The 26,274-nt window shown below is 62.7% G+C and carries 29 protein-coding genes; 17 read left to right on the forward strand and 12 right to left on the reverse strand.

Annotated elements, in window-relative coordinates:
- Positions 1-6 precede the first annotated feature (6 nt).
- Entirely contained in the window at positions 7-1,041 is a 1,035-nt protein-coding gene (locus ASILVAE211_RS13885) for an aldo/keto reductase (RefSeq protein ID WP_227321923.1), read from the forward strand.
- Positions 1,042-1,047: 6 nt separating this feature from the next.
- Here the strand turns inward: ASILVAE211_RS13885 and ASILVAE211_RS13890 are convergent, their stop codons facing one another.
- Positions 1,048-1,536 (reverse strand): NUDIX hydrolase, encoded by a 489-nt coding sequence (locus ASILVAE211_RS13890; protein WP_227321924.1) that lies wholly within the window; start codon positions 1,534-1,536, stop codon positions 1,048-1,050.
- Between the two features lie 133 nt (positions 1,537-1,669).
- On the opposite strand from ASILVAE211_RS13890, the gene ASILVAE211_RS13895 reads away from it, so the two are divergent.
- Complete coding sequence (locus tag ASILVAE211_RS13895) at positions 1,670-2,227, forward strand: chromate transporter (protein WP_227321925.1); 558 nt, start codon at positions 1,670-1,672, stop codon at positions 2,225-2,227.
- Complete coding sequence (locus tag ASILVAE211_RS13900) at positions 2,224-2,745, forward strand: chromate transporter (RefSeq protein WP_227321926.1); 522 nt, start codon at positions 2,224-2,226, stop codon at positions 2,743-2,745. The genes ASILVAE211_RS13895 and ASILVAE211_RS13900 overlap by 4 nt, the downstream gene beginning before the upstream one ends.
- Positions 2,746-2,751: 6 nt before the next feature.
- On the opposite strand, the gene ASILVAE211_RS13905 is transcribed toward ASILVAE211_RS13900, so the two are convergent.
- Entirely contained in the window at positions 2,752-3,078 is a 327-nt protein-coding gene (locus ASILVAE211_RS13905) for an NIPSNAP family protein (RefSeq protein ID WP_227321927.1), read from the reverse strand.
- A gap of 281 nt (positions 3,079-3,359) precedes the next feature.
- On the opposite strand from ASILVAE211_RS13905, the gene ASILVAE211_RS13910 reads away from it, so the two are divergent.
- Positions 3,360-3,650 (forward strand): hypothetical protein, encoded by a 291-nt coding sequence (locus ASILVAE211_RS13910; RefSeq protein WP_227321928.1) that lies wholly within the window; start codon positions 3,360-3,362, stop codon positions 3,648-3,650.
- A gap of 83 nt (positions 3,651-3,733) precedes the next feature.
- Here the strand turns inward: ASILVAE211_RS13910 and murA are convergent, their stop codons facing one another.
- Positions 3,734-5,059 carry a UDP-N-acetylglucosamine 1-carboxyvinyltransferase gene (murA, locus tag ASILVAE211_RS13915; protein ID WP_227321929.1) on the reverse strand — a complete coding sequence of 442 codons (1,326 nt, stop codon included), beginning with the start codon at positions 5,057-5,059 and terminating at the stop codon, positions 3,734-3,736.
- Positions 5,060-5,298: 239 nt separating this feature from the next.
- Positions 5,299-5,445 carry a hypothetical protein gene (locus tag ASILVAE211_RS13920; protein ID WP_227321930.1) on the reverse strand — a complete coding sequence of 49 codons (147 nt, stop codon included), beginning with the start codon at positions 5,443-5,445 and terminating at the stop codon, positions 5,299-5,301.
- A 96-nt stretch (positions 5,446-5,541) separates the two neighbouring features.
- Between ASILVAE211_RS13920 and ASILVAE211_RS13925 the strand changes: the two genes are divergently transcribed.
- Both ASILVAE211_RS13925 and ASILVAE211_RS13930 read left to right on the forward strand, forming a co-directional pair.
- Positions 5,542-5,901: a hypothetical protein gene (locus tag ASILVAE211_RS13925; RefSeq protein ID WP_227321931.1), complete on the forward strand. Its 360-nt coding sequence runs from the start codon at positions 5,542-5,544 to the stop codon at positions 5,899-5,901.
- Positions 5,902-5,918: 17 nt separating this feature from the next.
- Positions 5,919-6,137, forward strand: coding sequence for a hypothetical protein (locus ASILVAE211_RS13930; RefSeq protein ID WP_227321932.1), 219 nt, complete (start codon positions 5,919-5,921; stop codon positions 6,135-6,137).
- 196 nt (positions 6,138-6,333) lie between these two features.
- Here the strand turns inward: ASILVAE211_RS13930 and ASILVAE211_RS13935 are convergent, their stop codons facing one another.
- The 4 genes from ASILVAE211_RS13935 to ASILVAE211_RS13950 form a co-directional block, all read right to left on the reverse strand.
- A complete protein-coding gene (locus tag ASILVAE211_RS13935; RefSeq protein WP_227321933.1) occupies positions 6,334-7,965 on the reverse strand; it encodes a phytoene desaturase family protein in 1,632 nt (543 codons plus the stop codon).
- A 2-nt stretch (positions 7,966-7,967) separates the two neighbouring features.
- Complete coding sequence (locus ASILVAE211_RS13940; protein ID WP_227321934.1) at positions 7,968-9,035, reverse strand: aromatic ring-hydroxylating oxygenase subunit alpha; 1,068 nt, start codon at positions 9,033-9,035, stop codon at positions 7,968-7,970.
- A gap of 69 nt (positions 9,036-9,104) precedes the next feature.
- A complete protein-coding gene (locus tag ASILVAE211_RS13945) occupies positions 9,105-10,562 on the reverse strand; it encodes a carnitine 3-dehydrogenase (RefSeq protein WP_227321935.1) in 1,458 nt (485 codons plus the stop codon).
- A complete protein-coding gene (locus ASILVAE211_RS13950) occupies positions 10,559-11,464 on the reverse strand; it encodes a BKACE family enzyme (protein ID WP_227321936.1) in 906 nt (301 codons plus the stop codon). Before ASILVAE211_RS13950 ends, ASILVAE211_RS13945 begins: the two co-directional genes overlap by 4 nt.
- 106 nt (positions 11,465-11,570) lie before the next feature.
- Between ASILVAE211_RS13950 and ASILVAE211_RS13955 the strand changes: the two genes are divergently transcribed.
- From ASILVAE211_RS13955 to ASILVAE211_RS13980, 6 genes are read left to right on the forward strand one after another with little or no spacing between them, the layout of a single operon-like run.
- A complete protein-coding gene (locus ASILVAE211_RS13955; protein ID WP_227321937.1) occupies positions 11,571-12,566 on the forward strand; it encodes a GlxA family transcriptional regulator in 996 nt (331 codons plus the stop codon).
- A 55-nt stretch (positions 12,567-12,621) separates the two neighbouring features.
- Positions 12,622-12,858: a type II toxin-antitoxin system Phd/YefM family antitoxin gene (locus ASILVAE211_RS13960; RefSeq protein ID WP_227321938.1), complete on the forward strand. Its 237-nt coding sequence runs from the start codon at positions 12,622-12,624 to the stop codon at positions 12,856-12,858.
- Complete coding sequence (locus ASILVAE211_RS13965; RefSeq protein WP_227321939.1) at positions 12,855-13,235, forward strand: type II toxin-antitoxin system VapC family toxin; 381 nt, start codon at positions 12,855-12,857, stop codon at positions 13,233-13,235. Before ASILVAE211_RS13960 ends, ASILVAE211_RS13965 begins: the two co-directional genes overlap by 4 nt.
- Positions 13,236-13,292: 57 nt before the next feature.
- A complete protein-coding gene (locus tag ASILVAE211_RS13970) occupies positions 13,293-15,341 on the forward strand; it encodes an NADH:flavin oxidoreductase (RefSeq protein ID WP_264478856.1) in 2,049 nt (682 codons plus the stop codon).
- Between the two features lie 43 nt (positions 15,342-15,384).
- Positions 15,385-16,851 (forward strand): glycosyltransferase family protein, encoded by a 1,467-nt coding sequence (locus tag ASILVAE211_RS13975; RefSeq protein WP_227321940.1) that lies wholly within the window; start codon positions 15,385-15,387, stop codon positions 16,849-16,851.
- A 57-nt stretch (positions 16,852-16,908) separates the two neighbouring features.
- Positions 16,909-17,298: a RidA family protein gene (locus ASILVAE211_RS13980; RefSeq protein WP_227321941.1), complete on the forward strand. Its 390-nt coding sequence runs from the start codon at positions 16,909-16,911 to the stop codon at positions 17,296-17,298.
- Positions 17,299-17,346: 48 nt separating this feature from the next.
- On the opposite strand, the gene ASILVAE211_RS13985 is transcribed toward ASILVAE211_RS13980, so the two are convergent.
- Entirely contained in the window at positions 17,347-18,384 is a 1,038-nt protein-coding gene (locus ASILVAE211_RS13985) for a glycosyltransferase family 8 protein (RefSeq protein ID WP_227321942.1), read from the reverse strand.
- Between the two features lie 386 nt (positions 18,385-18,770).
- On the reverse strand, positions 18,771-19,319 hold the full coding sequence (locus ASILVAE211_RS13990) for a cupin domain-containing protein (RefSeq protein WP_227321943.1): 549 nt from the start codon (positions 19,317-19,319) through the stop codon (positions 18,771-18,773).
- Positions 19,320-19,465: 146 nt separating this feature from the next.
- Between ASILVAE211_RS13990 and ASILVAE211_RS13995 the strand changes: the two genes are divergently transcribed.
- Both ASILVAE211_RS13995 and ASILVAE211_RS14000 read left to right on the forward strand, forming a co-directional pair.
- Positions 19,466-20,797, forward strand: coding sequence for an aspartate aminotransferase family protein (locus ASILVAE211_RS13995; RefSeq protein WP_227321944.1), 1,332 nt, complete (start codon positions 19,466-19,468; stop codon positions 20,795-20,797).
- Positions 20,798-20,851: 54 nt separating this feature from the next.
- Positions 20,852-21,298: a GNAT family N-acetyltransferase gene (locus ASILVAE211_RS14000; protein ID WP_227321945.1), complete on the forward strand. Its 447-nt coding sequence runs from the start codon at positions 20,852-20,854 to the stop codon at positions 21,296-21,298.
- A 142-nt stretch (positions 21,299-21,440) separates the two neighbouring features.
- On the opposite strand, the gene ASILVAE211_RS14005 is transcribed toward ASILVAE211_RS14000, so the two are convergent.
- Positions 21,441-21,905: an Lrp/AsnC family transcriptional regulator gene (locus ASILVAE211_RS14005; RefSeq protein WP_227321946.1), complete on the reverse strand. Its 465-nt coding sequence runs from the start codon at positions 21,903-21,905 to the stop codon at positions 21,441-21,443.
- Between the two features lie 132 nt (positions 21,906-22,037).
- On the opposite strand from ASILVAE211_RS14005, the gene alr reads away from it, so the two are divergent.
- A complete protein-coding gene (alr, locus tag ASILVAE211_RS14010; RefSeq protein WP_227321947.1) occupies positions 22,038-23,165 on the forward strand; it encodes an alanine racemase in 1,128 nt (375 codons plus the stop codon).
- A 22-nt stretch (positions 23,166-23,187) separates the two neighbouring features.
- Entirely contained in the window at positions 23,188-24,438 is a 1,251-nt protein-coding gene (locus ASILVAE211_RS14015; protein WP_227321948.1) for a D-amino acid dehydrogenase, read from the forward strand.
- 134 nt (positions 24,439-24,572) lie between these two features.
- Here the strand turns inward: ASILVAE211_RS14015 and ASILVAE211_RS14020 are convergent, their stop codons facing one another.
- A complete protein-coding gene (locus ASILVAE211_RS14020) occupies positions 24,573-25,514 on the reverse strand; it encodes an SDR family NAD(P)-dependent oxidoreductase (RefSeq protein WP_227321949.1) in 942 nt (313 codons plus the stop codon).
- A 167-nt stretch (positions 25,515-25,681) separates the two neighbouring features.
- Here ASILVAE211_RS14020 and ASILVAE211_RS14025 point away from each other — a divergent pair, with 167 nt between their 5' ends.
- Entirely contained in the window at positions 25,682-26,272 is a 591-nt protein-coding gene (locus ASILVAE211_RS14025) for a TetR/AcrR family transcriptional regulator (protein ID WP_227321950.1), read from the forward strand.
- Positions 26,273-26,274 lie beyond the last annotated feature (2 nt).

Consider the following 26,274-nt stretch of genomic DNA (forward strand, 5'->3'; position numbering starts at 1 on the left):
TATCCCATGGACTATCGTCATCTCGGCGCATCGGGCTTGAAAGTGCCCGTGCTCAGCTTCGGCGCCGGCACCTTCGGCGGCAGCGGCCCGCTATTCGGGGCCTGGGGCAATACCGAGGCCGATGAAGCCAGGCGCCTGGTCGATATCTGCCTGGACGCCGGCCTGACGATGTTCGACACCGCCGATGTCTATTCCGACGGCGCGTCCGAGACCGTGCTGGGTGAGGCCATCAAGGGCCGCCGTTCCAGCGTGCTGCTGTCGACGAAGCTGGGCCTGCCGATGGGCGACGGCCCGAACGACGCCGGCACGTCACGCGCGCGGCTTATCCGCGCGGTCGAGGATGCGCTGAAACGCCTTGGCACCGATTACATCGACCTGTTGCAGCTTCACGCTTTCGATGCGGGAACGCCGATCGAAGAGGTCATGCAGACGCTCGATCAGCTCGTTTGCGACGGCAAGCTGCGTTACACCGGCGTTTCCAACTTTTCCGGCTGGCAGGTGATGAAATCGCTCGGGATCGCGGACCGCCATGGCTGGACACGCTATGTCGCGCATCAGGTCTATTACGCGCTGATCGGCCGCGATTACGAATGGGAATTGATGCCGCTGGCGCAGGACCAGGGGGTGGGTGCCATGGTCTGGAGTCCGCTCGGCTGGGGCCGCCTGACGGGCAAGATCCGCCGAGGCCAGCCTCTGCCGAAGGAAAGCCGGTTGCACGAAACGGCATCTTTCGGGCCGCCGGTGGAAGACGAGCATCTATACCGGGTCGTCGATGCACTGGAGGCGATAGCAGAGGAAACAGAAAAGACCGTGGCGCAGGTCGCGCTCAACTGGCTTTTGCAGCGGCCGACCGTCAGCTCGGTCATTATCGGGGCGCGGAACGAGGCGCAGCTGCGCCAGAATTTGGGTGCCGTCGGCTGGTCCCTCACGGCGGCGCAGATCGCGGCGCTGGACAAGGCGAGCGACGTGACTGCGCCCTATCCCTATTTCCCCTATCGCCGGCCGGGCGGGTTCGCGCGCCTCAATCCGCCGCTGTGCTGAAAAGCGTCAGCCGTGGCGGCTGCCGCCACGGCCCCGCGCCATCTTGGCGGTGCCGCGGCCGGAGGTGATGCGGCTTTCCTGCCATTCGCGGATGATCTGCGCCAGACCGCTATCGGCAACCTTCTCCGCCGCCTCATTGCCCGGAAACCAGATGCGCCGGCGATGCGATTTGTCCCGCCAGGTGGCGGCCTCGTTGGAGACCAGCAGCGGATAGACCTCCACCACACAGGCGCTGTCCACGCCCTCGGCGGAGCGCCGGCTGGACGGATAATCGCCGATCGGCTTGCGGGAAATGGCGCCCTTGACCCCGGCCGCGTGAAAGGCCTCGATCTCGGCCGTGCGGTCCGGATGGCGCTCTTCCGAGGGCGCGGCCATGGGAATGCCCCAGCCCCGCGTCTCGCGGCTGGTGACGAGCAGAATCTCAAGCCCATGCCGCCCCAGGCGATACGGCAAGGCCGCACATTGCATGTCTTCGGAAAGGTCAGGTTTCGCCATGGCCCCCCTTTGTGCAATCGGGCCGCCGCTGTCCAGGGGTTTTAGGACAGCCGTCCCGTGCCGCAGATGAGGATCAGTGATGGGCCGGCACCGGTTTTCAGACGTCCGCATTGCGGGCTAGAAGCTTCGCTTCATGGAAAGCTTGCCCGCACAACCGCTGCGCCTGTCCTCCTTCGCCCTGTTCGGGGCCTTTTTTCAAGCCGGGCTGATGGGATTCGGCGGCGTGCTGCCGATGATCCGCCGGGTGATGGTGGAAGACCGGAAATGGCTGACTTCGGCTGAATTCAACGAGCATATCAGCCTGTGCCAGTTTTTGCCGGGGGCGAATGTCGCCAATCTGGCCGTCATTTTCGGCTCCCGCGTTTGCGGCCCCCAGGGCAGCATCGCCGCGCTGACGGGCCTGCTGGGTGCGCCGATAGCCATCGTGCTGGTCATTGCCGGGCTTTATGCCCGCTACGGCGAATTGACGCTGGTGCGGCATATGGTGACGGGGCTTTCGGCCGGTGCGGCCGGGCTTATTCTGGCGACGGCGCTGAAGATCGCCATGCCACTGCGCCATTCGGTGCTCAATATGGCCGTGGCCGCCCTGGCTTTCGCGGCGCTGGGCATCTTCCGCCTGCCCTTCCTGCCCAGCCTTTGCGTCATCGTGCCGCTGAGCATGGCGCTGGCCGGCTGGAGGCTGCGGGCATGACCCATCTTCTGGCGCTCGCCCTGATCTTCGCCGAACTCTCCTTCCTCGCCATCGGCGGCGCCTCGACCACGCTGCCGGCGATGGAGCGCGCGGTCGTCCATCAGCAGCATTGGATGAGCGCGCAGGAATTCGTGCGCCTTTACGCGCTGGCGCAGGCAGCACCGGGGCCGAATATGCTGGCGGTGACGCTGTTCGGCTGGGAAGTGTCCGGCATTCCCGGCGCGATCGTCGCTACCCTCGCCTTCCTGTTGCCGGCCTGCGCGCTGGCCTATGTCATGGGCCATCTGTGGCTGCGCTTTCGCGACCGGCAATGGCGCAAGGTGGTGCAGGCCGGGCTTGTGCCGGTGACGGCCGGGCTGATGGTGGCCGCCGCCTATCTTCTGGTGCGGGATGCGGCCACCGACTGGCGGGCGCTGGTGTTGGCGGCGCTGGTGGCCGTGGGCTGCCTTTTCACCAAACGCCACCCGCTCTGGTTCCTCGGGCTGGCGGCGCTGGCGGGATTGGTCGGTTTCCGCTGATCCGCGTTACTTCACGCTCGAAAACGCGGTCGGGGCCAGAAACTGATTGCTGATCGAGGCGACGATGGGTTTCTCCCGCTCGGTCTCGGTGCGCTTGGCCACCCATTCCGCGTCGGCGGCGAAGGCATTCCACTTCTGCTCGCGCTCGGCCAAGCTTTCCCAGGCCAGGATATAGGTCAGAGCGTGATTGCTTTCGCCCACCAGCGTCGTCCAGAAACCGGCCTGGCGGATGCCGTATTTTTCGAAATAGCCCAGCGTAATGGTTTCAAACCGCTGAAGCAGGGCAGGCAAGCGTCCAGGCAGGCAGTGATAGGTGCGGAGTTCGTAAATCACGGTGGCGTTTCTTCCCTATGTCTTTCGCTTAAGGGATTTATGAGACCCTATCACGGCTTTGGTCAAATAGGCCGCCCCGGCCAGCCCGGCTTGCCCCGGCGACTTTGCATAAAATGAATGCGGCTTGCACATATGTGCGCCATTTGCATGAGAAAGATGAGTTACAGCGACGTTATGCTGCGCTGCCGCAACGGCTAATTCAGACCCAAGCCGATCGCCGGTGTTCAAACGGCGGTCGAGACCGGACGCACAGGCGCCCGGCACGGTTTGGAGATAGAGTTATGAAGAGCATGATCCTTGCGGCTGTTGCCGCCGTTACCCTGGGCATGACCGGCGCCGCCATGGCCGATGCCCCGATCCGCCACAACCTCGCCGGCACCGAGCAGGCCCGCAACAGCCAGGTTGAGCCGAGCCAGCGCCCGGCCTACCTCGCCCGCAACTCCACGGTTCTGCCGAGCCAGCGCCCGGCCTACCTTGCCCGCAACTCTACGGTTATGCCGAGCCAGCGTCCGGCTTACCTCGCCTCGCGCGGCGAAGTTCTGCCGAGCCAGCGCCCGTCCTACCTCGCGTAATCATCCCCGCGCGGCGATGAAAAAAGGCCGGTCCCTTGCGGGGCCGGCCTTTTTCGTATCTGGCGCGTGAGCCGCAGTGCGGGTCAGGCGCTGCGGCGAATGCGCGCGCCGCAGGCGATGAGCTTTTCCACCATGCCGTCATAGCCGCGATCGAGATGGTCCAGACCGTCCAGCACTGTCTCCCCTTCCGCGACCAGGCCGGCCAGTACGACGGCGGCGGCGGCGCGAACGTCATGGCCCGTCACCCGCGCGCCCGTCAGTCGCTCGGCACCGCGAATGAAGGCGACGCGGCCCTGCACCTGAATGCGGGCGCCCATTTTGCGCAATTCATCGACATGGCGGAAACGCTGCTCGAAGATCGTCTCGGTAATGTCGCTGGCGCCTTCCGCCACCGTCAGCAGCGCCATGGCGGGCGCCTGCAAATCGGTTGCGAAACCGGGATAGGGACGGGTTTGCAGCGCAATGCCTTTCAGCCCGCCCGGCGCGCGGCGAGCGATGAGCCCGTCCGGCACTTCTTCCAGCTCAACGCCCGCTGCCTGAAAGACCGGGCCGGCAGCGCCCAGCAGGTCCAGCCGCGCGTTGGTCAGATGCAATTCGCCGTCCGTCATCGCGGCCGCGCAGGCCAAGGTGCCGGTCTCGATCCGGTCCGGCATGACGGTATGCACCGCCCCCGTCAGCGGCGCGCCGCCGGTGATGCGAATGACATCGGTGCCCGCGCCTTCGATCTTCGCGCCCATGGCCGTGAGGCAGAGGGCCAGATCGACGATCTCCGGCTCCAGCGCCGCGTTGCGGATGGTGGTCTGGCCCTTCGCCAGAACAGCGGCCAGCATCAGGTTTTCGGTGGCGCCGACCGAGGGCAGCGGCATTTGGATATCCGCGCCATGCAGGCCGCCCGGCGCGCGGGCATGGATGGTGCCGGATTCCAGCGTGATCTCGGCGCCCATTGCCGTCAGGCCGGCGATATGAAAGTCGATCCCGCGCAGGCCGATGGCGTCGCCGCCCGGCATGGGCAGGCAGGCTTCGCCCGAGCGGCCCAGCAGCGCGCCCAACACAAGGACAGAGGCGCGCATCCGCGAGACCAGCCCGGCATCGATTCGCGCCGGGTGAATCTGGTCTGCCGCGAAGGTAGCCGACAGGCCGCTCGCCGTCTGCGACCAGGACAGTTTAACGCCCAACCCTTCCAGCAGATTGGCCAGCACCGCGACATCCAGGCTGGCCGGGATATTGTGCAGCGTCACCAGATGCGGCGTCAGCAAGGCCGAGACCATCAGCGGCAGCACGGCATTCTTGGCGCCGCTGATCGGATAGGTGCCGACCAGCTTTTGCCCGCCTTCGATGATGAGGGTGGTTTCGGGGCGCGGCTGCCACCAGGGTGACGCGCGCAGCAGGGTCTGATCAGGAAGCGGCATCTTGTCTCTGCTAACAAAAGGGTAGCTGCCGTTCTTAACAAACCGGATTCGGAATTCAAAGAGAGTTTCGCTGTGTAACAGCCGCTCACGCGGCGGCTCGGCGCACACGTCTTCGCGAGGAAACGGCCCTATGGCGCGCGGCGGCGCGGCTGGCGTGGAAGCGATCTAAATGAAATCGCAGACTAAATCGAGTGCAAATGCGCAAGTATTAAATCGGGCAAAAATAGGGCTCCCGAATTTCATGCTTTGACTTGAGCCATGGCGGTCATGACACGGCGATGTGAAGCATAAAACGCGGCTCCGGAAATGCTCAGCGATCCGAAGACGATGATCAATGCCTTTGTTTTTGCAGATGATTTTACGAATTTCCGCCGGCTGCTGCGCATGCGAAGCACCTTCCCGGTGCAATCCTTGAAGAAAATCCAGGCACTTACATATCCGATCACGAAACACGCTTCGGCCTCTCAATCTAGGAGGACAATATGAAACGCCAAATACTTGCCGCCGTGATCGGCGCATCCTGTGTCGCCGCGCCGGCTTTCGCGCAGACGAGCTATCAGACCACCACGACAACCGTGCCGACGCCGCCGCCCATGGTGATGCAGCCGGCCCCGCCGCAGCCCGGCTTTCAGCCGGAAGCGCCGCCCCCGCCCGGTACGCTGAGCGTGACGACCGAAAAGAAATACCAGGACGCCTACGGCAATTCCGAGACGTCGAAGAAGACGACCTATGGCGATGTGAACGGCACCGTGTCGCAAAGCCAGTCCACGACCGTGACGCAGCCGGTGCCGCCGCCGATGGCGACGACCACGACACGCACGACGACGACCACCACCAACTAATTCCAGAGGAGAGCACTATGACCGGATTGAAAGCGCGACTTGTTATGGGCGTGGCGCTGCTGGGTGCCACCGCCTCGCTCGGCGGCTGCATCATCGCGCCGCCACCGCCGCCTGGCCCCACCAGCACGACGGAAAGCACGACGACGCAGACCCAGCCGATGACACCGCCGCCGCCGGTTCTGTCGCCCGGCCAGCCCGGCACGACAACGGTGACGACGACCGGCCCCTCGCCTTAATTTTTATTGAGCAGGCCTCATTCTTTGTTGAGAGTAGGCCTGCTCCGTCGAAGCCTGTTTCGATGGCTGGTATGGTAGACCGCCCAGCCCATTCACAATCGTCATGCCCGCGAAAGCGGGCATCTTCTACGCGGCGTTACATCAAGGTCAGAAAATCCCCGCTTTCGCGGCGATGACGAATCATTCGTGAAGCCTTCTAAACCTTCCGCGCCTTCACATCCCGCAGAATCTCCCGTGCCGCATTGTGACCGGGAATGCCCGAGACGCCGCCGCCGGGATGGCTGGACGAGCCGCAGAGGTAAAGCCCCTTCACCGGCGTGCGGTAATCGGCATAGCCCGAGACGGGGCGTTGGAAGAACAACTGATCGGCTGCCAGTTCCCCGTGAAAGATATGCCCTTGCGGCAGGCCGACAATCGCTTCCAGGTCAGGCGGAATCAGCGTCTGCTCGGCAATGATGTCGCTGGAAAAGCCGGGCGCGTAATTGTCGATCGCCTTGAACACCGTCTGCTTGAATTTTTCCTTTTCCACAGACCAGTCGCCATTCTTGAGCTTATAGGGCGCATGACCGCCAAAGACATTCACCACATGCTTGCCGGGCGGGGCCAGCGTGTCATCCACGATGGTCGGCGTGCACAGCGTCATGAAGGGTTTGGACGAATACCAGCCGTGCTTGGCATCATCATAGGCACGCTCAAGGTAATCGATATCCGGCGCGATATGGCAATAGGTGGGATAAGGGAAATTTCCGAGTGACCCGTCGGCCTTGGCCTTGTCCAGAATACGGTATTGCGGCGGCCGCTCGCAGGCGATGTTCATCTTGAAGGCGGTGGAAAAGGTCCGGTAGGTCTCAGCCTCGCGCCGCACCTCGGCCGGCACCTCGGCGGGCGGCAGCATATTCAGAAAGACCGTCTTGGCATTGACGCCCGAGGCGATGATTTTCGCCCGAAAGACATCGCCCTGGGTCGTCACCACCTCTGTCGCCCGGCCGCCGACGACGCGGATTTCGCCCACCGCAGTTTCGGTGAAAATCTCTACGCCTTTCTCGCGCGCCGATGACGCCAGCGCCTGCGTAATCGCCCCCATGCCGCCCTTGATGAATCCCCAGCCACCCGCGCCCTCATGCTCGCCCATGATGTGATGCATGATGACATAGGCCGAGCCGGGGGTTTTCGGTCCGGCGAAGGTGCCGATGGAGGCGTAATAGGCAAGGCAGGCCATGACCCGGTCATCCTCGAACCATTCGCGCAGATAGTCATAAGCGCTCATGGTCAGAAGATCGACGAGGCGATACATTTTTCGCCCGATCTTGCGATATTTCCACAGCAGCGCGGCCGACTCACGAAAATTCTTCCAGTCTCGCCTTGCCGGGTCGACCGGCGTTTCCCAGAGCAGGGATCGCACGATCTTGGTGGCTTCCTGCAAATAGGCATCGAATTGCGGATAAATCTCGGCGTCATGCAGAGAGAATTTGGCGAAGCTTGCCTGCGTCTTCTTCATATCCTCCGAGAACAAAATATAATCGTCGTAGGACACGGAAGAGATCATGTCAGAACAGGGCAGAACCGTCAGCCCATGCCGGCGCAGTTCGAAATCGCGGATGATGCGCGGATGCAGCAGGCTCATGAGATAGGAGAAGATGGAGGCGCGATAGCCGGGATGGATCTCCTCCGTCACCGCCGCGCCGCCGATGACATGGCGGCGTTCCAGAACCGCCACCTTCATGCCCTTCCGCGCAAGATAATTGGCGCAGACTAGGCCGTTATGGCCGCTGCCGATGACAACGACATCATACTGCCGGGCGCCGGCGGCGATGGTGCTGTCCGCCATGCTCAGCCCTCCAGGCCCGGCATGGCGCGGCGCACCATATCCTGAAAGGCCTGCACGGCTTTTTCTTGTCTGGGTGACAGAATGCCGCGATCATAGATGCCGGTATTCAGATTGCGCTGAACCCCCGTGATGATATCCAGATCCTCGGTGATGATCTGCGCCGACCACGCCGCCGAGCGCGCATTCTCCTCCGCCTTTTCCGGGCTGATATCAGAAAACAGATACCAGTTGATATGGCGTAGGCGGCCCGCGCCCAGCGGCTCCACCGTCGCGATGGAACTGCCCCATTCGTAAAGGTTCAGCATAAGGAAGGGAAAACGGTAGAAATAAAGCCCGTCCGTCAGCCCGCCATCCTTCTTTGGCCCATAGAGATGGAACAGTCCGTGTTCCGGAAAACTGTCGATGGTATAGCGGCTGATATCCAGGCTTTCGCACAGGCCCGGATGCATGCTGGGGCAGTGATAGCATTCCAGATAGTTCTCGCCGTAAGCCTTCCAGTCGACATCGACGTCGCGGTTTTTTTCCGAAAAGAATGTCTGACCTTCCAGCGGATAATGCGCGGCCAGCGGCACGATCGGCCCCAGCCAATCCGTCAGGCTTGGCCCCTCGGTCGCGATGCGGACAAAGATCAGGCCGCGCCATTCATCGGCGGAAATCGGAAACAGCGACCAATCGGCTGGCTCCACCGCGCCCTTGGCGGCCCCGAAACCCGGCGCGCGGGCCAGGCCGCCGTCCAGATGATAGGTCCAGCTATGATAGGGACAGCGGATGACGCCGCCGGCCATATGGCCGCATGCCGCTTGCGTCAGCATCGCCGCGCGATGGCGGCAGACATTATGGAAACCGCGCAGAGACCCATCATCCTGCCGCACCAGCATAATGGGAAAGCCGATGATGGTGCCGGTGATGAAGTCACCCGCTTTCGCCAATTGATCGCTGCGGGCGAAGAGCAGCCATTCGCGGGCGAAAATCTCACGCCGCTCACGCTCGAACAGGTCAGGGTCACGATAGAGCGACGCCGGCAAAGTCGGCGCGACAGGCACAGCTTCCGTCCGTTCGATGATCGACATCGCTCTTTTCCTCGGCTTGAGTTTTATCTAGCCAGTCAGTCCCGCCTTGTTTCGTCTTGTCGTCATGCCTCAGCGCTGGCCGATACTGCGCCCAGCGCCATCCGGCACGGGCAGCGTGCAATGGCTGGCGGCAATGCCGTCCAGAATAGACAGAACCTCGGGTGCCGCAGGCGCGGCGCGATGCGCCTTCATATCGACATGCAGCAGCATCTGTTCGGCCGTCGCCAGCAAACGCCCATCTTCATGAAACAGACTGTGAAAGACATGCAAACGCTTGTCGTCATGTTTCAGAAGCTGGGTTGTGGCCACAAAGGCCTCGCCCTGCTTCGCTTCGTCCAGATGCCGCAGATGAGTCTCGACCGTGTAGTAGCTGAAGCCTTTCGCCAGCATGGCGTCATCCATGCCGATGCGAGCCAGCAAGGCATCCGTCGTATAGCCGAAAATCTCCAGATAGCGGCTTTCCGTCATATGGCCGTTATAGTCGATCCATTCCGCCGGCACGCGCCCTTCATAAAGCCGCAGAGCCTCGGCATCGCTATCCGTTGCCCGGTCCCGCAATACTTTCTCGAATCCGGCGAGCGTGGCGCCGGCTCCGAAATCCTGCGTTTTCAGCGAACGCATGATCCCGATCAGGCAATCATCGCGCTTGGCTTCCAGGTCACGGAATTTCCAATGGCCGGACTGGTCATCGGATTGCGCGGCGACGAGATCGACCAATTCGTCGGTGAAATCCGGCACGTCCATCAGCTTGGTCCAGGGCAGTTTCAAGGTCGGGCCGAATTGCGCCATGAAATGCCGCATCCCGGCCTCGCCGCCTGCAAGGCGATAGACCTGGAAGGTGCCCATGAAGGCCCAGCGCATACCCGCGCCGAAGCGAATGGCGTCATCCACCTCTTCCACCGTCGCCACACCGTCATGCACCAGCCACAGCGCCTCCCGCCACAAGGCTTCCAGCAGGCGGTCGGCGATGAAACCGTCTATTTCCTTGCGCACATGCAGCGGATGCATGCCGATGCCAGCGTAAAACGCCTTCGCCCGCGCAATGGTCTCCACGGATGTCTTCTCACCGCCACACAATTCCACCAGCGGCAGCAGATAGACCGGGTTGAAGGGATGGGCGACCGTGAAGCGCTCGGGATGCGTCATCCGCGCCGTGATCTGCGTCGGCAGCAAGCCGGAGGTGGAAGAGCAGATCAGCGCATCCGGCTTCGCGAAACGGTCAATCTCCGCCAGAATGGTCTGCTTGATGCTTTCGACTTCCGGCGCGGATTCCTGAATGAGATCGGCATGGCGCACCGCCTCTTGCAGGCTGACGGCGAAATGCAGGTTCCCCAACGGCGGCAAGGGCGCCGATATCAGCTTCGCCCAGGCACGGCCGGCGAGTGCGACCATTTCCCGCAAGCGCCGCTCGGCTTCGGGATGCGGATCAAAGACCGTGACGTCCAGCCCGGCCAGCAGGAAGCGCGCGGCCCAGCCGCCACCGATGACACCGCCACCGATGATGGCGCAATGACGAATGTCGGTCATGCCATCGCTCCCACGCGTTTTTCCAGCTTCAGCTTGGCGCGAACCTCCGCCGCGCCCATGATGCGCGCACCCATGCCCTGCGTAATGCCGACGGCGCGTTCCACCAATTGGCCGTTGGTTGCCGGCACACCGCGCGACAGCCAGATATTGTCTTCGAGACCGACGCGGATATTGCCGCCCGAAAGCAGCGCCATGGCGGCGAAGGGCAATTGCATGCGGCCGATGGAAAAGGCCGAATGCACGGCACCCGGCGGCAGGTTGTTGACCATGGCCATCAGCGTCTGCGGGTCATCCGGCGCGCCGTAAGGGATGCCCATGCAAAGCTGGATCATCACCGGGTCATCGATCAGGCCTTCCTTGATCAACTGCTTGCAGAGCACGAGATGGCCGGTGTCGAAAACCTCAATCTCCGGCCGCACGCCCAAAGCCTGCACGCGCTTGGCCATGGCCCGCAGCGTGCCCGGCGTATTGGTCATGACGTAATCGCCCTCGGCGAAGTTCATGGACCCGCAATCCAGCGTGCAGATTTCTGGCAGCAGGGCCGTGACATGGGCCAGACGCTCCTCCGCGCCCACCATATCCGTCGCCTTCATGTTCAGCGGCAGCGGCTGTTCCACGCTACCGAAAACGATATCGCCGCCCATGCCGGCCGTCAGGTTGATGATGACATCGGTATCCGATTCCCGGATGCGGCGCACCACTTCGGCATAAAGCGCCACATCCCGCGCGCCCTTGCCCGTCGCTGTGTCACGCACATGGATATGGGCGATGGCGGCCCCGGCCTTGGCCGCCTCGATGGCGGCACCGGCAATCTGTTCCGGCGTGATTGGCACATGCGGATTCTTGCCGGCGCTGTCGCCGACGCCGGTGACGGCGCAGGTAATGAAGGCATCCCAATTCATGGGCGAAGGCTCCGGTAGAGATCTGTCGGTCGAAAGGGTGCTACCGGCATTCGCACCGTGCTATACATTTTACGAAGTTTTCCATCCGTTTTGAGAAAGAGCTGTCATGCGGCCGCCCGCCCCTGCCCCCCTGCTTGTGGATGTGCTGTTGCAGGACCAATTTTCGCTGCTGTGCCTGGCCGCCGTGATAGAGCCGCTGCGCGCCGCCAATCGCGTGGCCGTGCAGCCGCTGTATCGCTGGCGGCTGCTGTCCCGCACCGGCCAGGCGGCGGTGAGCACCTCGGGCCTCTCCATCGGCATGGACGGCGTCTTCACCCTAGCAGACCGCCGGGACGTGCTGTTCCTGCTCGGCTCCTTCAATACCCGCGTGACGGACCCGAGCCTGCGCGCTGGTCTGCGCCAGGCAGCGCGCGCCGGCGCTGTCATGGCCGCCGTCGAGGCCGGATCCTGGGAACTGGCCCGCGCCGGCCTGCTGGACGGCTATGCCGCGACCACGCATTGGGAGGATCTGGAGGAATTCGCTGCGGGCTTCCCCAAAGTCACCGTCCGCAACGATCGTTTTGTCATGGACCGCAAGCGCTGGACGGCGGGCGGCGCCACCCCGGCGCTGGACATGATGCTGACGCTGCTGCGGCAGGATCACGGGCTGCCGCTGGCGCTGAATGTCGCGAGCGTCTTCGTCTATGACCAGACGCTGCCGGGTTCGACCCCGCAGCCCGTCGTCTCCCTCGGCCGTCTGCTGGGGGACGACCCGGCGCTGGCCCGCGCCATCACGCTCATGCAACGCCATCTGGAAGAGCCTTTGAGCATTGACGGCATCGCCACCCAGTCCGGCGTGCTGCGGCGCACGCTGGAAATGCGCTTCCGCGCCCAACTGGGCCAGTCCCCGTATGACTATTACCTAGACCTGCGGCTGGCCTCGGCCAAGCGGATGCTGGAACAGAGTGCCATGAGCGTGGCGGCGGTGGCCGCCGCCCATGGCTTCACCTCCCCTTCGGGCTTCGCCCGCGCCTTTCGCCAGCGCTTTCAGATGAGCCCGCTGGCCGCCCGCGCGGCCATGCGTCTGGCCGTGCCGCCCGCGACCGGGCGGATGGCCGGATAGGGTTTGACTTGGTCCATCCTCATGGTCCAATTTCAGAACGTGTCAGGAGACAGCCATGAAGATCGCGGTCAGCGAGGCCAAAGCGCAATTGCTCGATCTCGTCCGGCGCGCCGAAAAGGGGGAAGACGTCATCCTCACGCGGCGCGGCGAAGCCGTCGCCCGGCTTGTCAGCCTGGCACCGGATCGTGACCGGCGACTGGCCGCTCTGGCCAAGGCCCGTGGCATCGCGAAAGCCGCCCCGCATGCCGAGGATGCGGCAGACCTGTATGACGATCACGGCCTGCCGGCTTGATCGTCCTTGATACATCGGCCCTGATCGCAATCCTGAAGGATGAGCCTGAGGCGGGTCGCTGCCTGGCGGCCCTGTCCGCGACCGAGACAATCTTGATTTCAGCCGGAACGCTCAGCGAAATTATCATCGTCAGCGAAAGGCTGGGTGTGGCCGCCGCCGTCGATGACCTTCTGGCCGGCTTGCAGGCTGAAATCGTGCCGGTGACGGCGGAGGATGCGCGGCAGATGGGGGCAGCTTATCGGCAATGGGGCAAAGGCCTTCACCCGGCGGGGCTGAATTTCGGCGATTGCTTCGCCTATGTTCTGGCAAAGACGCGCGGATGCCCTTTGCTGTTCGTCGGCACCGATTTTTCTAGGACCGACATCGAGGCAGCGTGACGCGGTTTTAAAACCTGTCATCATCGCAGTGTGGCTGCTTTGGAACTGGACAGAACCTTGCCCGACATCGCCCGTGACCCGCTGCTGCGTCCCTTTCAGCTCAAACATCTGACACTGCGCAACCGCGTGATGAGCACGGCGCATGAGCCGGCCTATTCCGAAGACGGCATGCCGAAGGACCGTTACCGGCTGTATCATGTCGAAAAGGCCAAGGGCGGCATCGCGATGACCATGACGGCGGGCTCGGCCGTCGTCAGCCGCGATTCCCCGGCCGCCTTCGGAAATCTTCTCGCCTGGCGCGATGAGATCGTACCCTGGATGCGTCAACTGACCGATGAATGCCACGCGCATGGCACGGCGGTGATGATCCAACTGACGCATCTGGGCCGGCGCACGGGCTGGAACAAGGCGGACTGGCTGCCGGTGCTGGCGCCGTCCCGCGTGCGGGAGCCCGCCCATCGCGCCTTCCCGAAGGCCGCCGAGGACTGGGATATCGAGCGCATCATTGCCGATTACGCGGCCGGCGCCCAACGCATGCAGGCGGCCGGGCTGGATGGGATCGAGATCGAGGCCTATGGGCATTTGATGGACCAATTCTGGTCCCCCGCCACCAACAGCCGCGATGACGAATACGGCGGATCGCTGGACAACCGCATGCGTTTTTCCATGCGCGTGCTGCAGGCCATGCGCGATGCCGTGGGACCGGATTTCATCATCGGCCTGCGCATGGTGGCGGACGAGGATTGGACAACCGGCCTGTCCCGCGCCGAAGGGATCGCAATCGCGCGGCGCTTCAAGGCCAGCGGTATGGTCGATTTCCTCAATATCATTCGCGGCCATATCGACAGCGACAATGCGCTGATGGACGTCATTCCCGTCATGGGCATGCGCTCGGCCCCCAGCCTGGATTTCGCCGGGGAAGTTCGCGCCGCGGCAGAGATTCCGGTCTTCCACGCGGCCCGTATCGGCGATGTCGCGACTGCGCGCCATGCCATCGCTGAAGGCAAGCTGGATATGGCGGGGATGACGCGCGCCCATATCGCCGACCCGCATATCATGCGCAAAATCCTGGCCGGGCAGGAAGACCGCATCCGCCCCTGCGTCGGCGCCACCTATTGCCTGGACCGCATCTATGAAGGGCATGATGCGCTTTGCGTCCACAACGCCGCGACGGGGCGCGAGGCGTTTATGCCGCATGTCATCGCGCGCGATACAGCCTGCGCGCAGCGCGTTCTGGTGATCGGCGCCGGCCCGGCCGGGCTGGAGGCGGCCCGCGTCGCGGCCGAACGCGGCCATGCCGTAACCGTGCTGGAAGCGACCGAGAGGCCCGGCGGGCAGGTGCTGCTGGCCGCGCGCCACAGCCGCCGCCGCGACCTCATCGGCATCATCGACTGGCGCGTGCAGGAACTGGCGCGGCTGGGCGTCGATATCCGCTTCGGCATCTATGCCGAGGCGGAGGATGTGCTGAGCCTGACGCCAGATATCGTCTTCCTGGCGACCGGCGGCATGCCCAATACCGACATCCTGCGCGCAGGCAATGACCTCGTCGTTTCGGCCTGGGATATCCTGTCAGGCCAGGTGAAGCCGGCCGAGCGCGTTCTGGTCTTTGACGATAACGGCGCCTATCCCGCCATGCAGGCCGCCGAGATGATGGCCGAGGCCGGATCGGCCGTTGAAATCGTGACGCCGGAACGCTTCTTCGCGCCGGAAATGGGCGGGCTGAACCACGCCGCCTTCGCCCGACGCTTTCAGCAGCATGGCGTGCGCGTCACCATCAATAGCCGCCTGCTCTCGGCCCGGCGCGAGGGCAATGAACTGGTGGCCAGCCTCGGCAGCGATTACGGCGAGAGCCTTCAGGACAGGCGCGTCGATCAGATCGTCGTCGATCACGGCACCCTGCCGGATGAGAGCTTGTATGAGGCTCTGAAGCCTCTTTCCCGCAATCTGGGGGCGGTCGATTACGAGGCCTTGGTGGCCGGGCGAAAGCAGGATATCCAGCGCCATCCGGACGGGCAATTTCGCCTGTTCCGCATCGGCGACGCCGTGGCCAGCCGCAATATCCATGCCGCGATTTATGATGGATTGCGCTTTGCCAAAGATCTCTAGCGTAACGACCGTCCCCCTAGCCAAACCGAGCTTGTCGGAGAGGATGGCGGTCTGGCGCGCGCGGCTGGCACCGCATCCGCTGCTCTGCTGTCTTGTCATCGCGCTGATCCCACGCCTGGGCGCGGCCATTGGCCTGCAGACCTATTACACGGCCGATGAACTGTTCCAGTATATCGAGCAGGCCCACCGGCTGGTCTTTCACCAGGGCGTCATCCCTTGGGAATTTCAAGTCGGGCTGCGCTCCTGGCTGATTCCCCTGGTGCTCGCGCTGCCGATGGCAATCGGCCATTGGCTGACGCCCACGCCGCTGCTGGGCCTTGTGCTGATCCGCGTGCTGTGCGGCATCGCCTCCCTGTCGCTGGTCTGGTGCGCCGTGCGCTTGGGGGCGCTTTCGCAAGGCCAGCGCGGCGCATGGCTTGCCGGTCTTCTGGCGGCACTATGGCCCGATTTCTGGCTGCTGGCGCCGCATCCGTTGGAAGAGACCTTCGCCGCCTATACAATGGTGCCGGCGCTGTATCTGGCGATCCTGCATCGCCGGTCGCCCCAGCGATCCCATCTTCTCGCGTCGGGCTTCCTGCTCGGCCTGGCCTTCGTTCTGCGCGAGCAGATGGCCCCGGCCATCGCCATCATCGGCATCTATCTCTGCGGCCGACCGATCAGGAACTGGGTTTGGGCCGTTGGCATGGCGCTGGTGCCGGTCATCGCCGCCGGTGCGCTGGACTGGGTGACCTGGGGCCAGCCCTTCCGCAGTTTCTGGCTCGATCCCTATCTCAATCTCGTTGTCGGCATCGCCAGAGGGTCTTTCGGGTCATCCCCGCCCTTCTATTACTTCGGCGAGTTTTTCTATGTCTGGCTATGGGGCACCATTCCGCTCGCCTATCTGGCATGGCGCGGCGCCCGGATGCTGCCCATCGCGGGATGGGTTGCCGTCGTTATTATTGCGGAACACAGCCTGATTTCGCATAAGGACTTCCGCTTCGTCTTTCCCGCCGTGGCCCTGCTGGTGCCATTGGCGGGCATCGGCCTTGCTTGCGTCTGGCAGGCCGGCGCCACGCGCCGCCATGCGCTCATTCTGGCCGCCCTGCTCAGCGGACCATATCTCAGCCCGCCCTTTTTCAGGTTTCTCGGCTGGCAGCAGAACGCCTCAACCTTCTATACGGAATTGGCCGCCCATAAGCCTTGCCTTGTCGCCATCGCGACGCGCGACCGGGGCTTCTGGCCCATCGTCTCGGTCTTCGGCGCCGGAACGCAGTTCACGGACGAGACCGGCATAAACGCGGCAGACGCTGTCGTCGCCCGCCGTGGCAGCACCGCCATTCCGCCCGGCTTCACTTTGGGGTCTTGCGCCAAGCAAAGCTGGATACCCTTCAAATCCAGGGGCCCTGCCGTCTGCTTCTGGACCAGGCCGGCCTCCTTCTGCCAGCCGTCGCAGGCCGCGCCCTTCGTTCTGGTCTATCCGCCCGCCGCCCATGCCTATGTCATCCGCGACCGGTTGGCATCGCATCTATAGAGGCGACACTTCTATCCCTCATCACACGAAGACGATTTTCACGAACCGAGACAGATCATGACGACAGACACCGCCCCGTTCTTTCTGCCCGATACGGATGAGGATGCCATCTCCGCCGATGTCGCAGGCGTCGGAAACCTGCTGGTCACCACCCAGGTGCCGATGCATGCCGACGGCACAATGGGCCTGGACGGGGATATTACCGCCCAGAGCGAACTCACTTTGGAATGCCTCAAGACCTCGCTGGAGAAATGCGGCAGCAGCCTTGCCGACGTCATTCACCTCACGATCTATATGACCGATATGGCGGAACGCCCGGCCTTCAACGCGGTCTATTGCCGGTATTTCGGCAAACCCTATCCCGTCCGTTGCGCGGTCGGCGTCAGCGCCCTGGCTGACCCCGCGATGAAGGTCGAGGTGACGGCGATGGCGGTGCGAAGGGGGTAGACCTGTCAGCTGGTCTTTCTGAACCGGCCGCCTAAGACGCCATTTTGCCTATGCTTGCTTTTCGAGAGCCGAAACATCACCCAAAACAGGAATAGATGATAACACATCTCCCAACTGAATTGGCTCCGGAGTTTTCACTGGATTTATTTCGGATCTTCTGTCAGCGCCGAGCCTTAATGTGAGCGCAGAAAAAATATGTCGGACTGGTTCACTGGCCCGATACTTACGAATGCAATTCAGCTTGAACAAAACCCAGTAGGCCAAGGCAAGCCGAGACGTCGGGCGGCCCAGTAAGTCATGGATCGCATTGATGTGGCCCGTGTCGCGATAGTCGCTCCGCAGAGGCGACAGCGGCAAAAATTTGCGGGCACCGCAGTAATGGCGCGTTGCTGCCGTCTGCCAGCTTTTTGTAAACTTGCCGGCCGCCTGCATGTTATAGTCCGCCGGCAATTCCCGCCAGTTGTCGGAAAACACTTTGTTCAACGCGCACTGATCGGGCGTTGTGCAATCCACCACATAATCACAGGACAGCGCATGGGCGTCCAGCGCCGCTTGATACTGGCGCAAAAAGTCTACGCGCCAGGTGGCAGCATCGAAGATCATGAATCCTGAATTAAAATATGTTCCAAGGCTGGCGCTGAGCGAGGATTGATCTCGCCAATCCAGCTTTTTCACTCCGTTGATATAATTCAGATCCAGGTCCGCGACGGCCGCAATGGGACGGCCGTCGAAATTCAAACCTTCGATGTCCAGCTTTTTAAAGACCAGAAAATCATAGTCGATATAGACAATACGGTCATAGTCGGACACGAGGCTCGTGACGGCGGCCAGCTTGAGCAGCGATGGCGTCGTGATATGGTCAAATGTTTCGTGCCGCTCTGCCGCCGCATCCTCCACCGAACCAAAGGTGACGCGCATATCAAGCTTCGCAGCGGCTTCTTTGAATTCTTTACTGGCTTGGGGCAAAAACTTGTGGCCCAGGATGTGAACGTCAGGCCGTGACTGCGACAGCCCCAATGACAGGGCCGAAAGCGTGGTCAGGTCAAAACCCCGCTCGTCAGTGACGTAAACGAAACACACCTTCATCTTACAATCTCTCAATTGCAGTCTAGAGTACAGGGACAAACTAAATTCTGACGCGGACGCGACGAACACAGACCTAAAAACGCTAACAACTCAAATCGACCGTACAAATTTAGCCGCGCAGACAGCCGCAGCGAGGCTTGCGCGGGCCTCCTTCAGGCGTCACCCTGCTCCCGCGCGCGACAGGCCTATTCGATCGACATACCGACGGATGCCCGCGCTCCAAGAACTCGTGGTCCATTAGCAATAATTTGATAATTACACCATCAACTCTGTTAGTCTAAGCTTTAAGACCTAGCTGGGCAAAAGCTTACGTATAAATCTACCCCTCGAATGAAGTAACCCTTAAGCGTTAGCTTGCTCTGTCAGCGCTGAATTCGGGACGCGCCTCAAAAACTCGGCGGCGTGCACGCGCTAATGACTTCGCAAGTTGCCGTGCCGATGCAGCGGAAGCGGTGCGGGCGGCGGCTGTCGAAGTAATAAGCGTCGCCCGGTCCCAGAATGCGTCGCTCGTCCTCCACCGTCACTTCCAGCCGGCCGGACAGCACGATGCCGCCTTCCTCTCCCTCATGGGTCAGAGGAATTTTTCCCGTATCCGCGCCCGGCTGATAGCGCTCCTTCAGGATCTGTAGAGCGCGTCCGAACAGATTATGCCCCACCTGCCGGTAGGAGATTGGCCCCTTGCCGATCTCGGTGAGGTCTTCCGCCGTATAGAAGGCCTGTTTCGGCCGGTCCGGTTCGAAGGAAAAGAACTCCGCGAGGCCGATGGGGATCGCGTCCGTAATGCGCTTCAAGGCACCGACCGAGGGGTTGGTGGCATTGCTCTCGATCAGCGATATGGTCGAGTTCGTAACCCCCGCCTTTCGGGCGAGTTCGCGCTGCGACAGATTGTGCGCCATGCGCAGGTAGCGAAGCCTGCCGCCGATATCGACTTCCACCGCATAGCTCCCGTTTCATCTGTTCGATATTTCGAACATATCGGCAATCTGATCCTATTATTTCAATGCCTTACGAGAGGCAAGAAAGGGACTTGTTTTGACGGAGCGAAATGCGCGAAGTCTGATCATCTGTATCGGAGCGCGCCATGAGCCACATCACCCCCAACGCCCCTGTCCTCGACAATTTCTGGATGCCCTTCACCGCCAATCGGCAGTTCAAGGCGGCGCCCCGCCTGCTCGCCGGTGCGGAAGGCATGTATTACACCGATGTCGACGGCAATAAGGTCATGGACGGCACCGCCGGCCTGTGGTGCTGCAATGCCGGCCACGGCCGCCGCAAGATCGCGGATGCCGTGCAGCGCCAGCTCATGAGCCTGGATTTCGCCCCCACCTTCCAGATGGGCCACCCCATCGTATTCGATTTCGCGGCCAAGCTCGCCTCCATGGCGCCGGGCGGGCCGGATGCGAAGCTGGACCGCATCTTCTTTACCGGCTCGGGTTCGGAATCGATCGATACCGCGCTGAAGATCGCCATCGCCTATCAGCGCGCCATCGGCCAGGGCACCCGCACCCGCGTCATCGGCCGCGAGAAGGGCTATCACGGCGTCGGCTTCGGCGGCATTTCGGTCGGCGGACTCGTCAACAACCGCCGCATGTTCCCGCAAATTCCGGCCGACCATATGCGCCATACGCTGGATGTGGAGCGCAACGCCTTCACCAAAGGCATGCCGGAACAGGGTGCCGACCTCGCCGATGACCTGGAACGTCTGGTCGCCCTGCATGGCGCCGAAACCATCGCCGCCGTTGTGGTGGAGCCGATGTCGGGCTCCGCCGGCGTCATCCTGCCGCCGAAAGGCTATCTGGAGCGTCTGCGCGCCATTGCCACCAAGCACGGCATCCTGCTGATTTTCGATGAGGTCATTACCGGTTTCGGCCGTCTTGGCACGCCCTTCGCCACCGATTTCTTCGGCGTCGTGCCGGACCTGATCACCACCGCCAAGGGCATCACCAATGGCAGCCTGCCCATGGGCGCGGTCTTTGCCGGCCGCCATGTCTATGACGGCATGATGACCGGGCCGGAAAACGCCATCGAGCTGTTCCACGGCTATACCTATTCGGGTCATCCGGTGGCCTGCGCCGCCGGTCTGGCGACGATGGAAATCTACGAGGAAGAAGGCCTGCTGACCCGCGCCGCCGAAATCGCCCCGGAATGGGAAGCGGCGCTGCACTCCCTCAAGGGTCTGCCGAATGTGGTGGATATCCGCAATCTGGGCCTGGTCGGCGCGATCGAGCTGGCGCCCCGCGCCGGCGCGCCGGGGGCCCGCGCCTATGACGTCTTCGTCGATTGCTTCAACAAGGGCCTTCTGATCCGCGTGACCGGCGATATCATCGCGCTGTCCCCGCCGCTGATCATCGAGCGCGCGGAAATCGCGACCCTCGTCTCCATCCTGGGTGACGCGCTGAAGCGCGCTGCCTGATTGCTGCCACCCAGGGCCGGCCGCGCTGCGGCCGGTCCGATGGACCGATCATTCATGAATACCGTGACACTACCGTCGGGCTATGACATCTCGACCGATGCTGCGCGCCTTGATCTCGACGCCATCCATCGCTTTCTATCCGAGGACAGCTATTGGGCGCGGGGCGCGCCGCGCGCGGTCATCGAACGCGCGGTGGCGAATTCCCTTTGCTTCGGCCTCTATCACGGCATGGCGCAGGCCGGGCTCGCCCGCGTGGTGACGGACAAGGCGACGTTCGTGCTCGTCTCGGATGTTTTCGTGCTGGAAGGCCATCGTGGGCTTGGCTTGTCCAAATGCCTGATGCAGAGCGTGATGGCGCATCCCGACTTGCAAGGCATGCGGCGGCATCTGCTGATGACCGCCGATGCCCATGGCCTTTACAGCCAGTTCGGCTTTCAGCCGCTGGCCTGGCCGGAACGCTTCATGGAAATCCTGCGACCGGATATCTATCAGGCGGGTTGAATTGCTGCAGGTTGTCGGATTCAGTTGGAATCAGCTTAACCGTCATGCCCGCGAAAGCGGGCATCTGCTTATCGCGGACCACAGCAAAGTAGATTCCCGCTTTCGCGGGAATGACGGTGCAGCAATCAAAACCGAACAGACACTACCGCCGCCCCTTCGGCCGTGTCGCCAGCACGTTCTTGATCGAAAAACTGGAATGGATGCGAGACACGCCGGGCAAGGTTGACAGCACTTCCTTATGGATGCGCTCGAAAGCCCCGGCGCTGGCCACTTCCACGCGCAGGAAGTAGTCAGACCCGCCGGTCATCAAATAGCATTCCTGGATTTCGGGATGCTTGCGCACCGCCGCTTCGAAACGGTTGAGATATTCCTCGGTCTGCCGATCCAGCGTGATATTGATCAGCACGGCGATGCCCTGCTCGCTGGCGCCGGTCTCGACCAGCGCCGTATAGCCGCGAATGACGCCGGCATTTTCCAGCAATTTGATCCGTCGCAGGCAGGCGGAGGGCGACAGCCCGACCTCCTGCGCCAGGGCGGCATTGCTCATGCGGGCATTCACGCGCAGCAGCCGCAGAATGTTGCGGTCGATGGCATCCACCGATGTCATGCAGAATATTCCAAACTGTCATCGTTTCTTCTAATCGGCACGGTTTCTTCGCAGTTTCAAGCACAAATTCGTGGGAATTTCCGTGATTCTTGTCCTAACCTTCTTCCACACAGAGCCCGAACCGGAACTGCCATGGACAGCATTGACTGGCGCACGCTGATGAATGCCGAAACCACAGGCTATCCGGGCTATCTGACGATCGATCTCGGCGCCCTTGTCCGCAATTACCGCAAGCTGGTCGCCATGGCCGCGCCCGCCACGGTCTCCGCCGTCGTCAAGGCCGATGCCTATGGCCTGGGTGCCACGCGGGTGGCCGAGGCTTTGGCCGAAGCCGGCTGCCGCCATTTCTTTGTCGCCCATGCCGGCGAGGCCATCGCGCTGCGCCCGCATCTGCCCGAGGACGCGATGCTCGGCGTGCTGAACGGGCTACTGCCGGGCGCGGAAGCCGCTGTCGCCGCCGCCCATTGCACGCCCGTCATCAATTCCTTCGCTCAGCTTGCCCGCTGGCGCGCACAGGCGAAAATCGAAGGTCGCCGTCTTCAGGCGCTGCTGCAATTCGATACCGGCATGTCCCGACTCGGTTTTTCTCCCGCTGACCGCGCCGCCCTGCATGCGGAAATCCAGAACAGCCCGGATATCGAGATCCTGTATGTCATGAGCCATCTGGCCTCGGCCGATGAGCCCGACAGCGCGCAGAACGCATCCCAACTCAGTGAGATGCGCAAAGTCGCAGAAGAATTCGCGCCGCTGCCGCTATGCTTCGCGAATTCCGGCGGCGTGCTGATGGGCGCCGATTATCACGGCGCCCTTGCCCGGCCCGGCATCGCACTCTACGGCGGCGCACCCCATGCCGGCGCGGCCAACCCGATGGAGCCTGTCGTCAGCCTGTCCATCGCCGTGGTGCAGACCCATACCGTGCCGGCCAGCACCGCGATCGGCTATAGCGGCACGCATGTGACGACCGGTGAGACGCGCCTGGCCACACTCGCCGCCGGCTATGCGGATGGGTTGCACCGCGCACTCAGCAGCCGTGGCGCCGTCTATTTTCAGGGCCAGCGCTTGCCCATCGTCGGCCGGGTCTCCATGGACAGCATGACGGTCGATATTTCTGCCCTGCCCGCCGATGCGCTGACACTTGGCGCACTGGCTGAGGTCATCGGCCCGCACCAGACGCTGGAAGCGCTGGCGGCGGATGCCGGCACCATTGCCTATGAAATTCTCACCAGCCTCGGCCATCGCTATCGCCGGGACTATCGCTGATCGTCTGACATTGGAATCTGGCATGAAAATTACCGTTCTCGGCGCAGGCGTTGTTGGCGTGACAACCGCCTATCAGCTGGCGAAAGCCGGGCACGCGGTGACGGTGATCGACCGGCAGGCGGGCCCGGCTCTGGAAACCAGCTTCGCCAATGCGGGCCAGGTTTCCTTCGGCTATTGCGGCCCCTGGGCCGCGCCCGGCATTCCGATGAAGGCGCTGAAATGGCTGTTCGAGGAACATGCGCCGCTGATCATTCGGCCGAAGCCCGATTGGGCCATGCTGAGCTGGCTGATCAAGATGCTGGCCAATTGCTCGACCGAGCGCTACGCCGTCAATAAGGGCCGCATGCTGCGCCTGTCCGATTTCAGCCGCACGGCGCTGGCCGAGGTGCGAGCCGAAACCGGCATCGCCTATGATTCCGGCATGAAAGGCACCGTGCAGCTTTTCCGCAAGGAGGAGCAGGTCGAGGCCATGGCGAAGGACGTCAAGGCGCTGGCCGCCGACGGCGTACCCTATGAGGTTCTGGACGCCGATGGTTGCATTCGCATCGAGCCGGCGCTGGCCCATGTCCGCCACAAGATCAAGGGCGGCTTGCTGACGCCGACGGACGAAACCGGCGACTGCTTCAAATTCACCAATGCCCTGGCCGAAAAGGCGCAGGCGCTGGGCGTGGTCTTCCAATACGGCACGGTGGTGAAGGATTTCATCATCAGCGCCGGCAAGCTGGAAGCGGTTGTGACCGATAAGGGCCAGCAGCAGGCCGATGCCGTGGTGCATTGCCTGGGCAGCTTTTCCCCCTTCCTGCTCAAGCGCCTGGGGATGAAACTGCCGGTCTATCCGGTGAAGGGTTACTCGCTCACCATTCCCATCACCGACCCGTCGCGCGCGCCGGTTTCGACGGTGATGGATGAGAGCTACAAGATTGCCATCACCCGCCTGGGTGACCGCATTCGCGTCGGCGGCATGGCGGAAATTTCCGGCTTTACGACCGATCTGCCGGCCGCCCGCCGCCGCACGCTGGAACATTCGGTCAGCGACCTTTTCCCGGGCGGTGATCTGTCAAAGGCGAGTTTCTGGTCCGGCCTGCGGCCGATGACGCCGGACGGCACGCCGGTGATCGGCGCGACGCCGATCAAGGGGCTTTATCTCAATACCGGCCATGGCACCCTGGGCTGGACGATGAGTTGCGGCTCGGCACGGCATATCACGCAAGTGATCGGCGGCCAGACGACCGATCTGGCGGCCGAGGATTACGCGATTGCGCGGTATAACTAAATTTTCTCATTTTCACTGAATCAGCGTCATTCCCGCGAAAGCGGGAATCTTCTTTGCTATAGGCTGCGAATAGAAGATGCCCGCTTTCGCGGGCATGACGGTTGGGGTGGTTCTGAGTAAAACTGGCTATCGCATCAGAAAGTCTCGCCGACCATCTCTTCGCTTTTTGCCCAGAGCGCCTTTGCATTGTCGGCATTCAGAGCATAGGCACGAACGCCGCTCCTGAGCTGCTCGCCTTCAGAAAATTCCGCCACATGGCAATCCTCGCAGAACAGCCCGCCGACGTCATCGGCGCGGGCGACGACACCGGCCCAGACGGAGGTCGCCGCCCCCTGCGGGATCGTCTTCCATTCGAAGGGCGGCAGGCCGGCAGCGGCGTTGGACTCATTCATCTGCTTGATCAGCCCCTCGATCACCTCATAGCCCAGATGGCGGCCGAGTTCGGTCTGAATGCCGCCGGGATGCACCGCCGTCGCCCGCACGCCGCGCGCCTTATGGCGGCGGTCGAATTCCACCGCGAAGAGAATATTGGCGGTTTTGGATCGCCCATAGGCGCCAAATTCCGTGTATTCGGTATGCTCGAAATTCGGGTCGTCGAGATTCACGTCGGAAAAGCGATGACCGGAGGACGACAGATTAACCAGGCGGCCCCCCGGTTGCAGCAGAGAGGCAATGCGATTGACGAAGACGAAATGCCCCAGGTGATTGGTGCCGAACTGCGTCTCAAACCCATCCGTGGTGAAGCTTTTGGGGCAGGCCATGACACCGGCATTGGCGATGATAAGGTCAAGCGGCTTGCCCTCTGCCAACAGCCTGTCGGCCGCCGCGCGCACGCTGGCCAGCGACGCGAGATCCATCTGCACCAGGGTCAGATTGGGAATGCCCGCCGTCGCCCGCTGACCCTTCTCCACATCGCGCACCGTGCCGATGACCTCGGCGCCATGAGCCGCCCAGGCCCGCGCCGTCTCGACGCCGAGCCCGGCAGACACGCCCGTTACCAGCACGCGCTTGCCCGCCAGATCGACGCCCGCAAGCACGTCTTCCGTCGTCGAGGTCGCCCCGAAATTCTGAGCCATTCTGGCCTCCTGTCATTATCCGGTCTCATTGAGACCCGGTTGATGCACCCGCCGCATACGCCCGATGACGCGCAAAACCTTTGCCGCGCTGGCACGCATGATATAAACGGAGGATGTCTCCGATTTATATACGGAGGAACCCTCCGTTTATCAAGAGAGATTTTGCCGTGACGCCCCCTGCCCCCATCCGCAAGCCGCGCGCCGACAGCCTGCGCAACCGGGAAAAGCTGCTTTCGGTCGCCAAAACGGCCTTTGCCGAGCAGGGGCCGGATGTCAGCCTGGAAGAGATCGCGCGCCGCGCCGAGGTCGGTATCGGCACGCTGTACCGGCATTTCCCCAACCGCGATGCGATCATCGCCGATGTCTATCGCCGCGAGGTCGGGCAATTGGCCGAGGCCGCCGCCGACCTGTTGGAGCGCCAGCCGCCGTTGGAGGCGCTGCGCGCCTGGATGCGCCTGTTCGTGGATTATATCGCGACCAAAAAGCTCATCGCCCCGGCGCTGAACGCCTTGCCGGGCGGCACCGACGAGCTTTATGCGGCATCCGGTCCGCTGATCATCAATGCGGTGACGCTGCTGGTGGAACGCGCCCGCGCGACGACCGATATTCGTGAGGATGTCGAGCCGCTCGATCTGGTGAATGCGCTGCTGGGTCTTGCCTATGGGTTCAACCTGCCGGACTGGCAGGCGAGTGCGACCCGGCTGGTCGATGTTCTGGTGGATGGGTTGCAGCGCACCAATCCGCCGGCGAAGGAATAAAG

It is taken from the genome of Acidisoma silvae, assembly GCF_020618775.1.
GTDB lineage: Bacteria > Pseudomonadota > Alphaproteobacteria > Acetobacterales > Acetobacteraceae > Acidisoma > Acidisoma silvae.

Excerpts from the sequence above, each read along its gene's own strand:
- ASILVAE211_RS13885 (WP_227321923.1), top strand. The coding sequence starts at position 7 with ATGGACTATCGTCATCTCGGCGCATCGGGCTTGAAAGTGCCCGTGCTC.
- ASILVAE211_RS13890 (WP_227321924.1), bottom strand. The coding sequence starts at position 1,536 with ATGGCGAAACCTGACCTTTCCGAAGACATGCAATGTGCGGCCTTGCCG.
- ASILVAE211_RS13895 (WP_227321925.1), top strand. The coding sequence starts at position 1,670 with ATGGAAAGCTTGCCCGCACAACCGCTGCGCCTGTCCTCCTTCGCCCTG.
- ASILVAE211_RS13900 (WP_227321926.1), top strand. The coding sequence starts at position 2,224 with ATGACCCATCTTCTGGCGCTCGCCCTGATCTTCGCCGAACTCTCCTTC.
- ASILVAE211_RS13910 (WP_227321928.1), top strand. The coding sequence starts at position 3,360 with ATGAAGAGCATGATCCTTGCGGCTGTTGCCGCCGTTACCCTGGGCATG.
- murA (WP_227321929.1), bottom strand. The coding sequence starts at position 5,059 with ATGCCGCTTCCTGATCAGACCCTGCTGCGCGCGTCACCCTGGTGGCAG.
- ASILVAE211_RS13920 (WP_227321930.1), bottom strand. The coding sequence starts at position 5,445 with ATGCGCAGCAGCCGGCGGAAATTCGTAAAATCATCTGCAAAAACAAAG.
- ASILVAE211_RS13925 (WP_227321931.1), top strand. The coding sequence starts at position 5,542 with ATGAAACGCCAAATACTTGCCGCCGTGATCGGCGCATCCTGTGTCGCC.
- ASILVAE211_RS13930 (WP_227321932.1), top strand. The coding sequence starts at position 5,919 with ATGACCGGATTGAAAGCGCGACTTGTTATGGGCGTGGCGCTGCTGGGT.
- ASILVAE211_RS13935 (WP_227321933.1), bottom strand. The coding sequence starts at position 7,965 with ATGGCGGACAGCACCATCGCCGCCGGCGCCCGGCAGTATGATGTCGTT.
- ASILVAE211_RS13940 (WP_227321934.1), bottom strand. The coding sequence starts at position 9,035 with ATGTCGATCATCGAACGGACGGAAGCTGTGCCTGTCGCGCCGACTTTG.
- ASILVAE211_RS13945 (WP_227321935.1), bottom strand. The coding sequence starts at position 10,562 with ATGACCGACATTCGTCATTGCGCCATCATCGGTGGCGGTGTCATCGGT.
- ASILVAE211_RS13950 (WP_227321936.1), bottom strand. The coding sequence starts at position 11,464 with ATGAATTGGGATGCCTTCATTACCTGCGCCGTCACCGGCGTCGGCGAC.
- ASILVAE211_RS13955 (WP_227321937.1), top strand. The coding sequence starts at position 11,571 with ATGCGGCCGCCCGCCCCTGCCCCCCTGCTTGTGGATGTGCTGTTGCAG.
- ASILVAE211_RS13960 (WP_227321938.1), top strand. The coding sequence starts at position 12,622 with ATGAAGATCGCGGTCAGCGAGGCCAAAGCGCAATTGCTCGATCTCGTC.
- ASILVAE211_RS13975 (WP_227321940.1), top strand. The coding sequence starts at position 15,385 with ATGGCGGTCTGGCGCGCGCGGCTGGCACCGCATCCGCTGCTCTGCTGT.
- ASILVAE211_RS13980 (WP_227321941.1), top strand. The coding sequence starts at position 16,909 with ATGACGACAGACACCGCCCCGTTCTTTCTGCCCGATACGGATGAGGAT.
- ASILVAE211_RS13985 (WP_227321942.1), bottom strand. The coding sequence starts at position 18,384 with ATGAAGGTGTGTTTCGTTTACGTCACTGACGAGCGGGGTTTTGACCTG.
- ASILVAE211_RS13995 (WP_227321944.1), top strand. The coding sequence starts at position 19,466 with ATGAGCCACATCACCCCCAACGCCCCTGTCCTCGACAATTTCTGGATG.
- ASILVAE211_RS14000 (WP_227321945.1), top strand. The coding sequence starts at position 20,852 with ATGAATACCGTGACACTACCGTCGGGCTATGACATCTCGACCGATGCT.
- ASILVAE211_RS14005 (WP_227321946.1), bottom strand. The coding sequence starts at position 21,905 with ATGACATCGGTGGATGCCATCGACCGCAACATTCTGCGGCTGCTGCGC.
- alr (WP_227321947.1), top strand. The coding sequence starts at position 22,038 with ATGGACAGCATTGACTGGCGCACGCTGATGAATGCCGAAACCACAGGC.
- ASILVAE211_RS14015 (WP_227321948.1), top strand. The coding sequence starts at position 23,188 with ATGAAAATTACCGTTCTCGGCGCAGGCGTTGTTGGCGTGACAACCGCC.
- ASILVAE211_RS14020 (WP_227321949.1), bottom strand. The coding sequence starts at position 25,514 with ATGGCTCAGAATTTCGGGGCGACCTCGACGACGGAAGACGTGCTTGCG.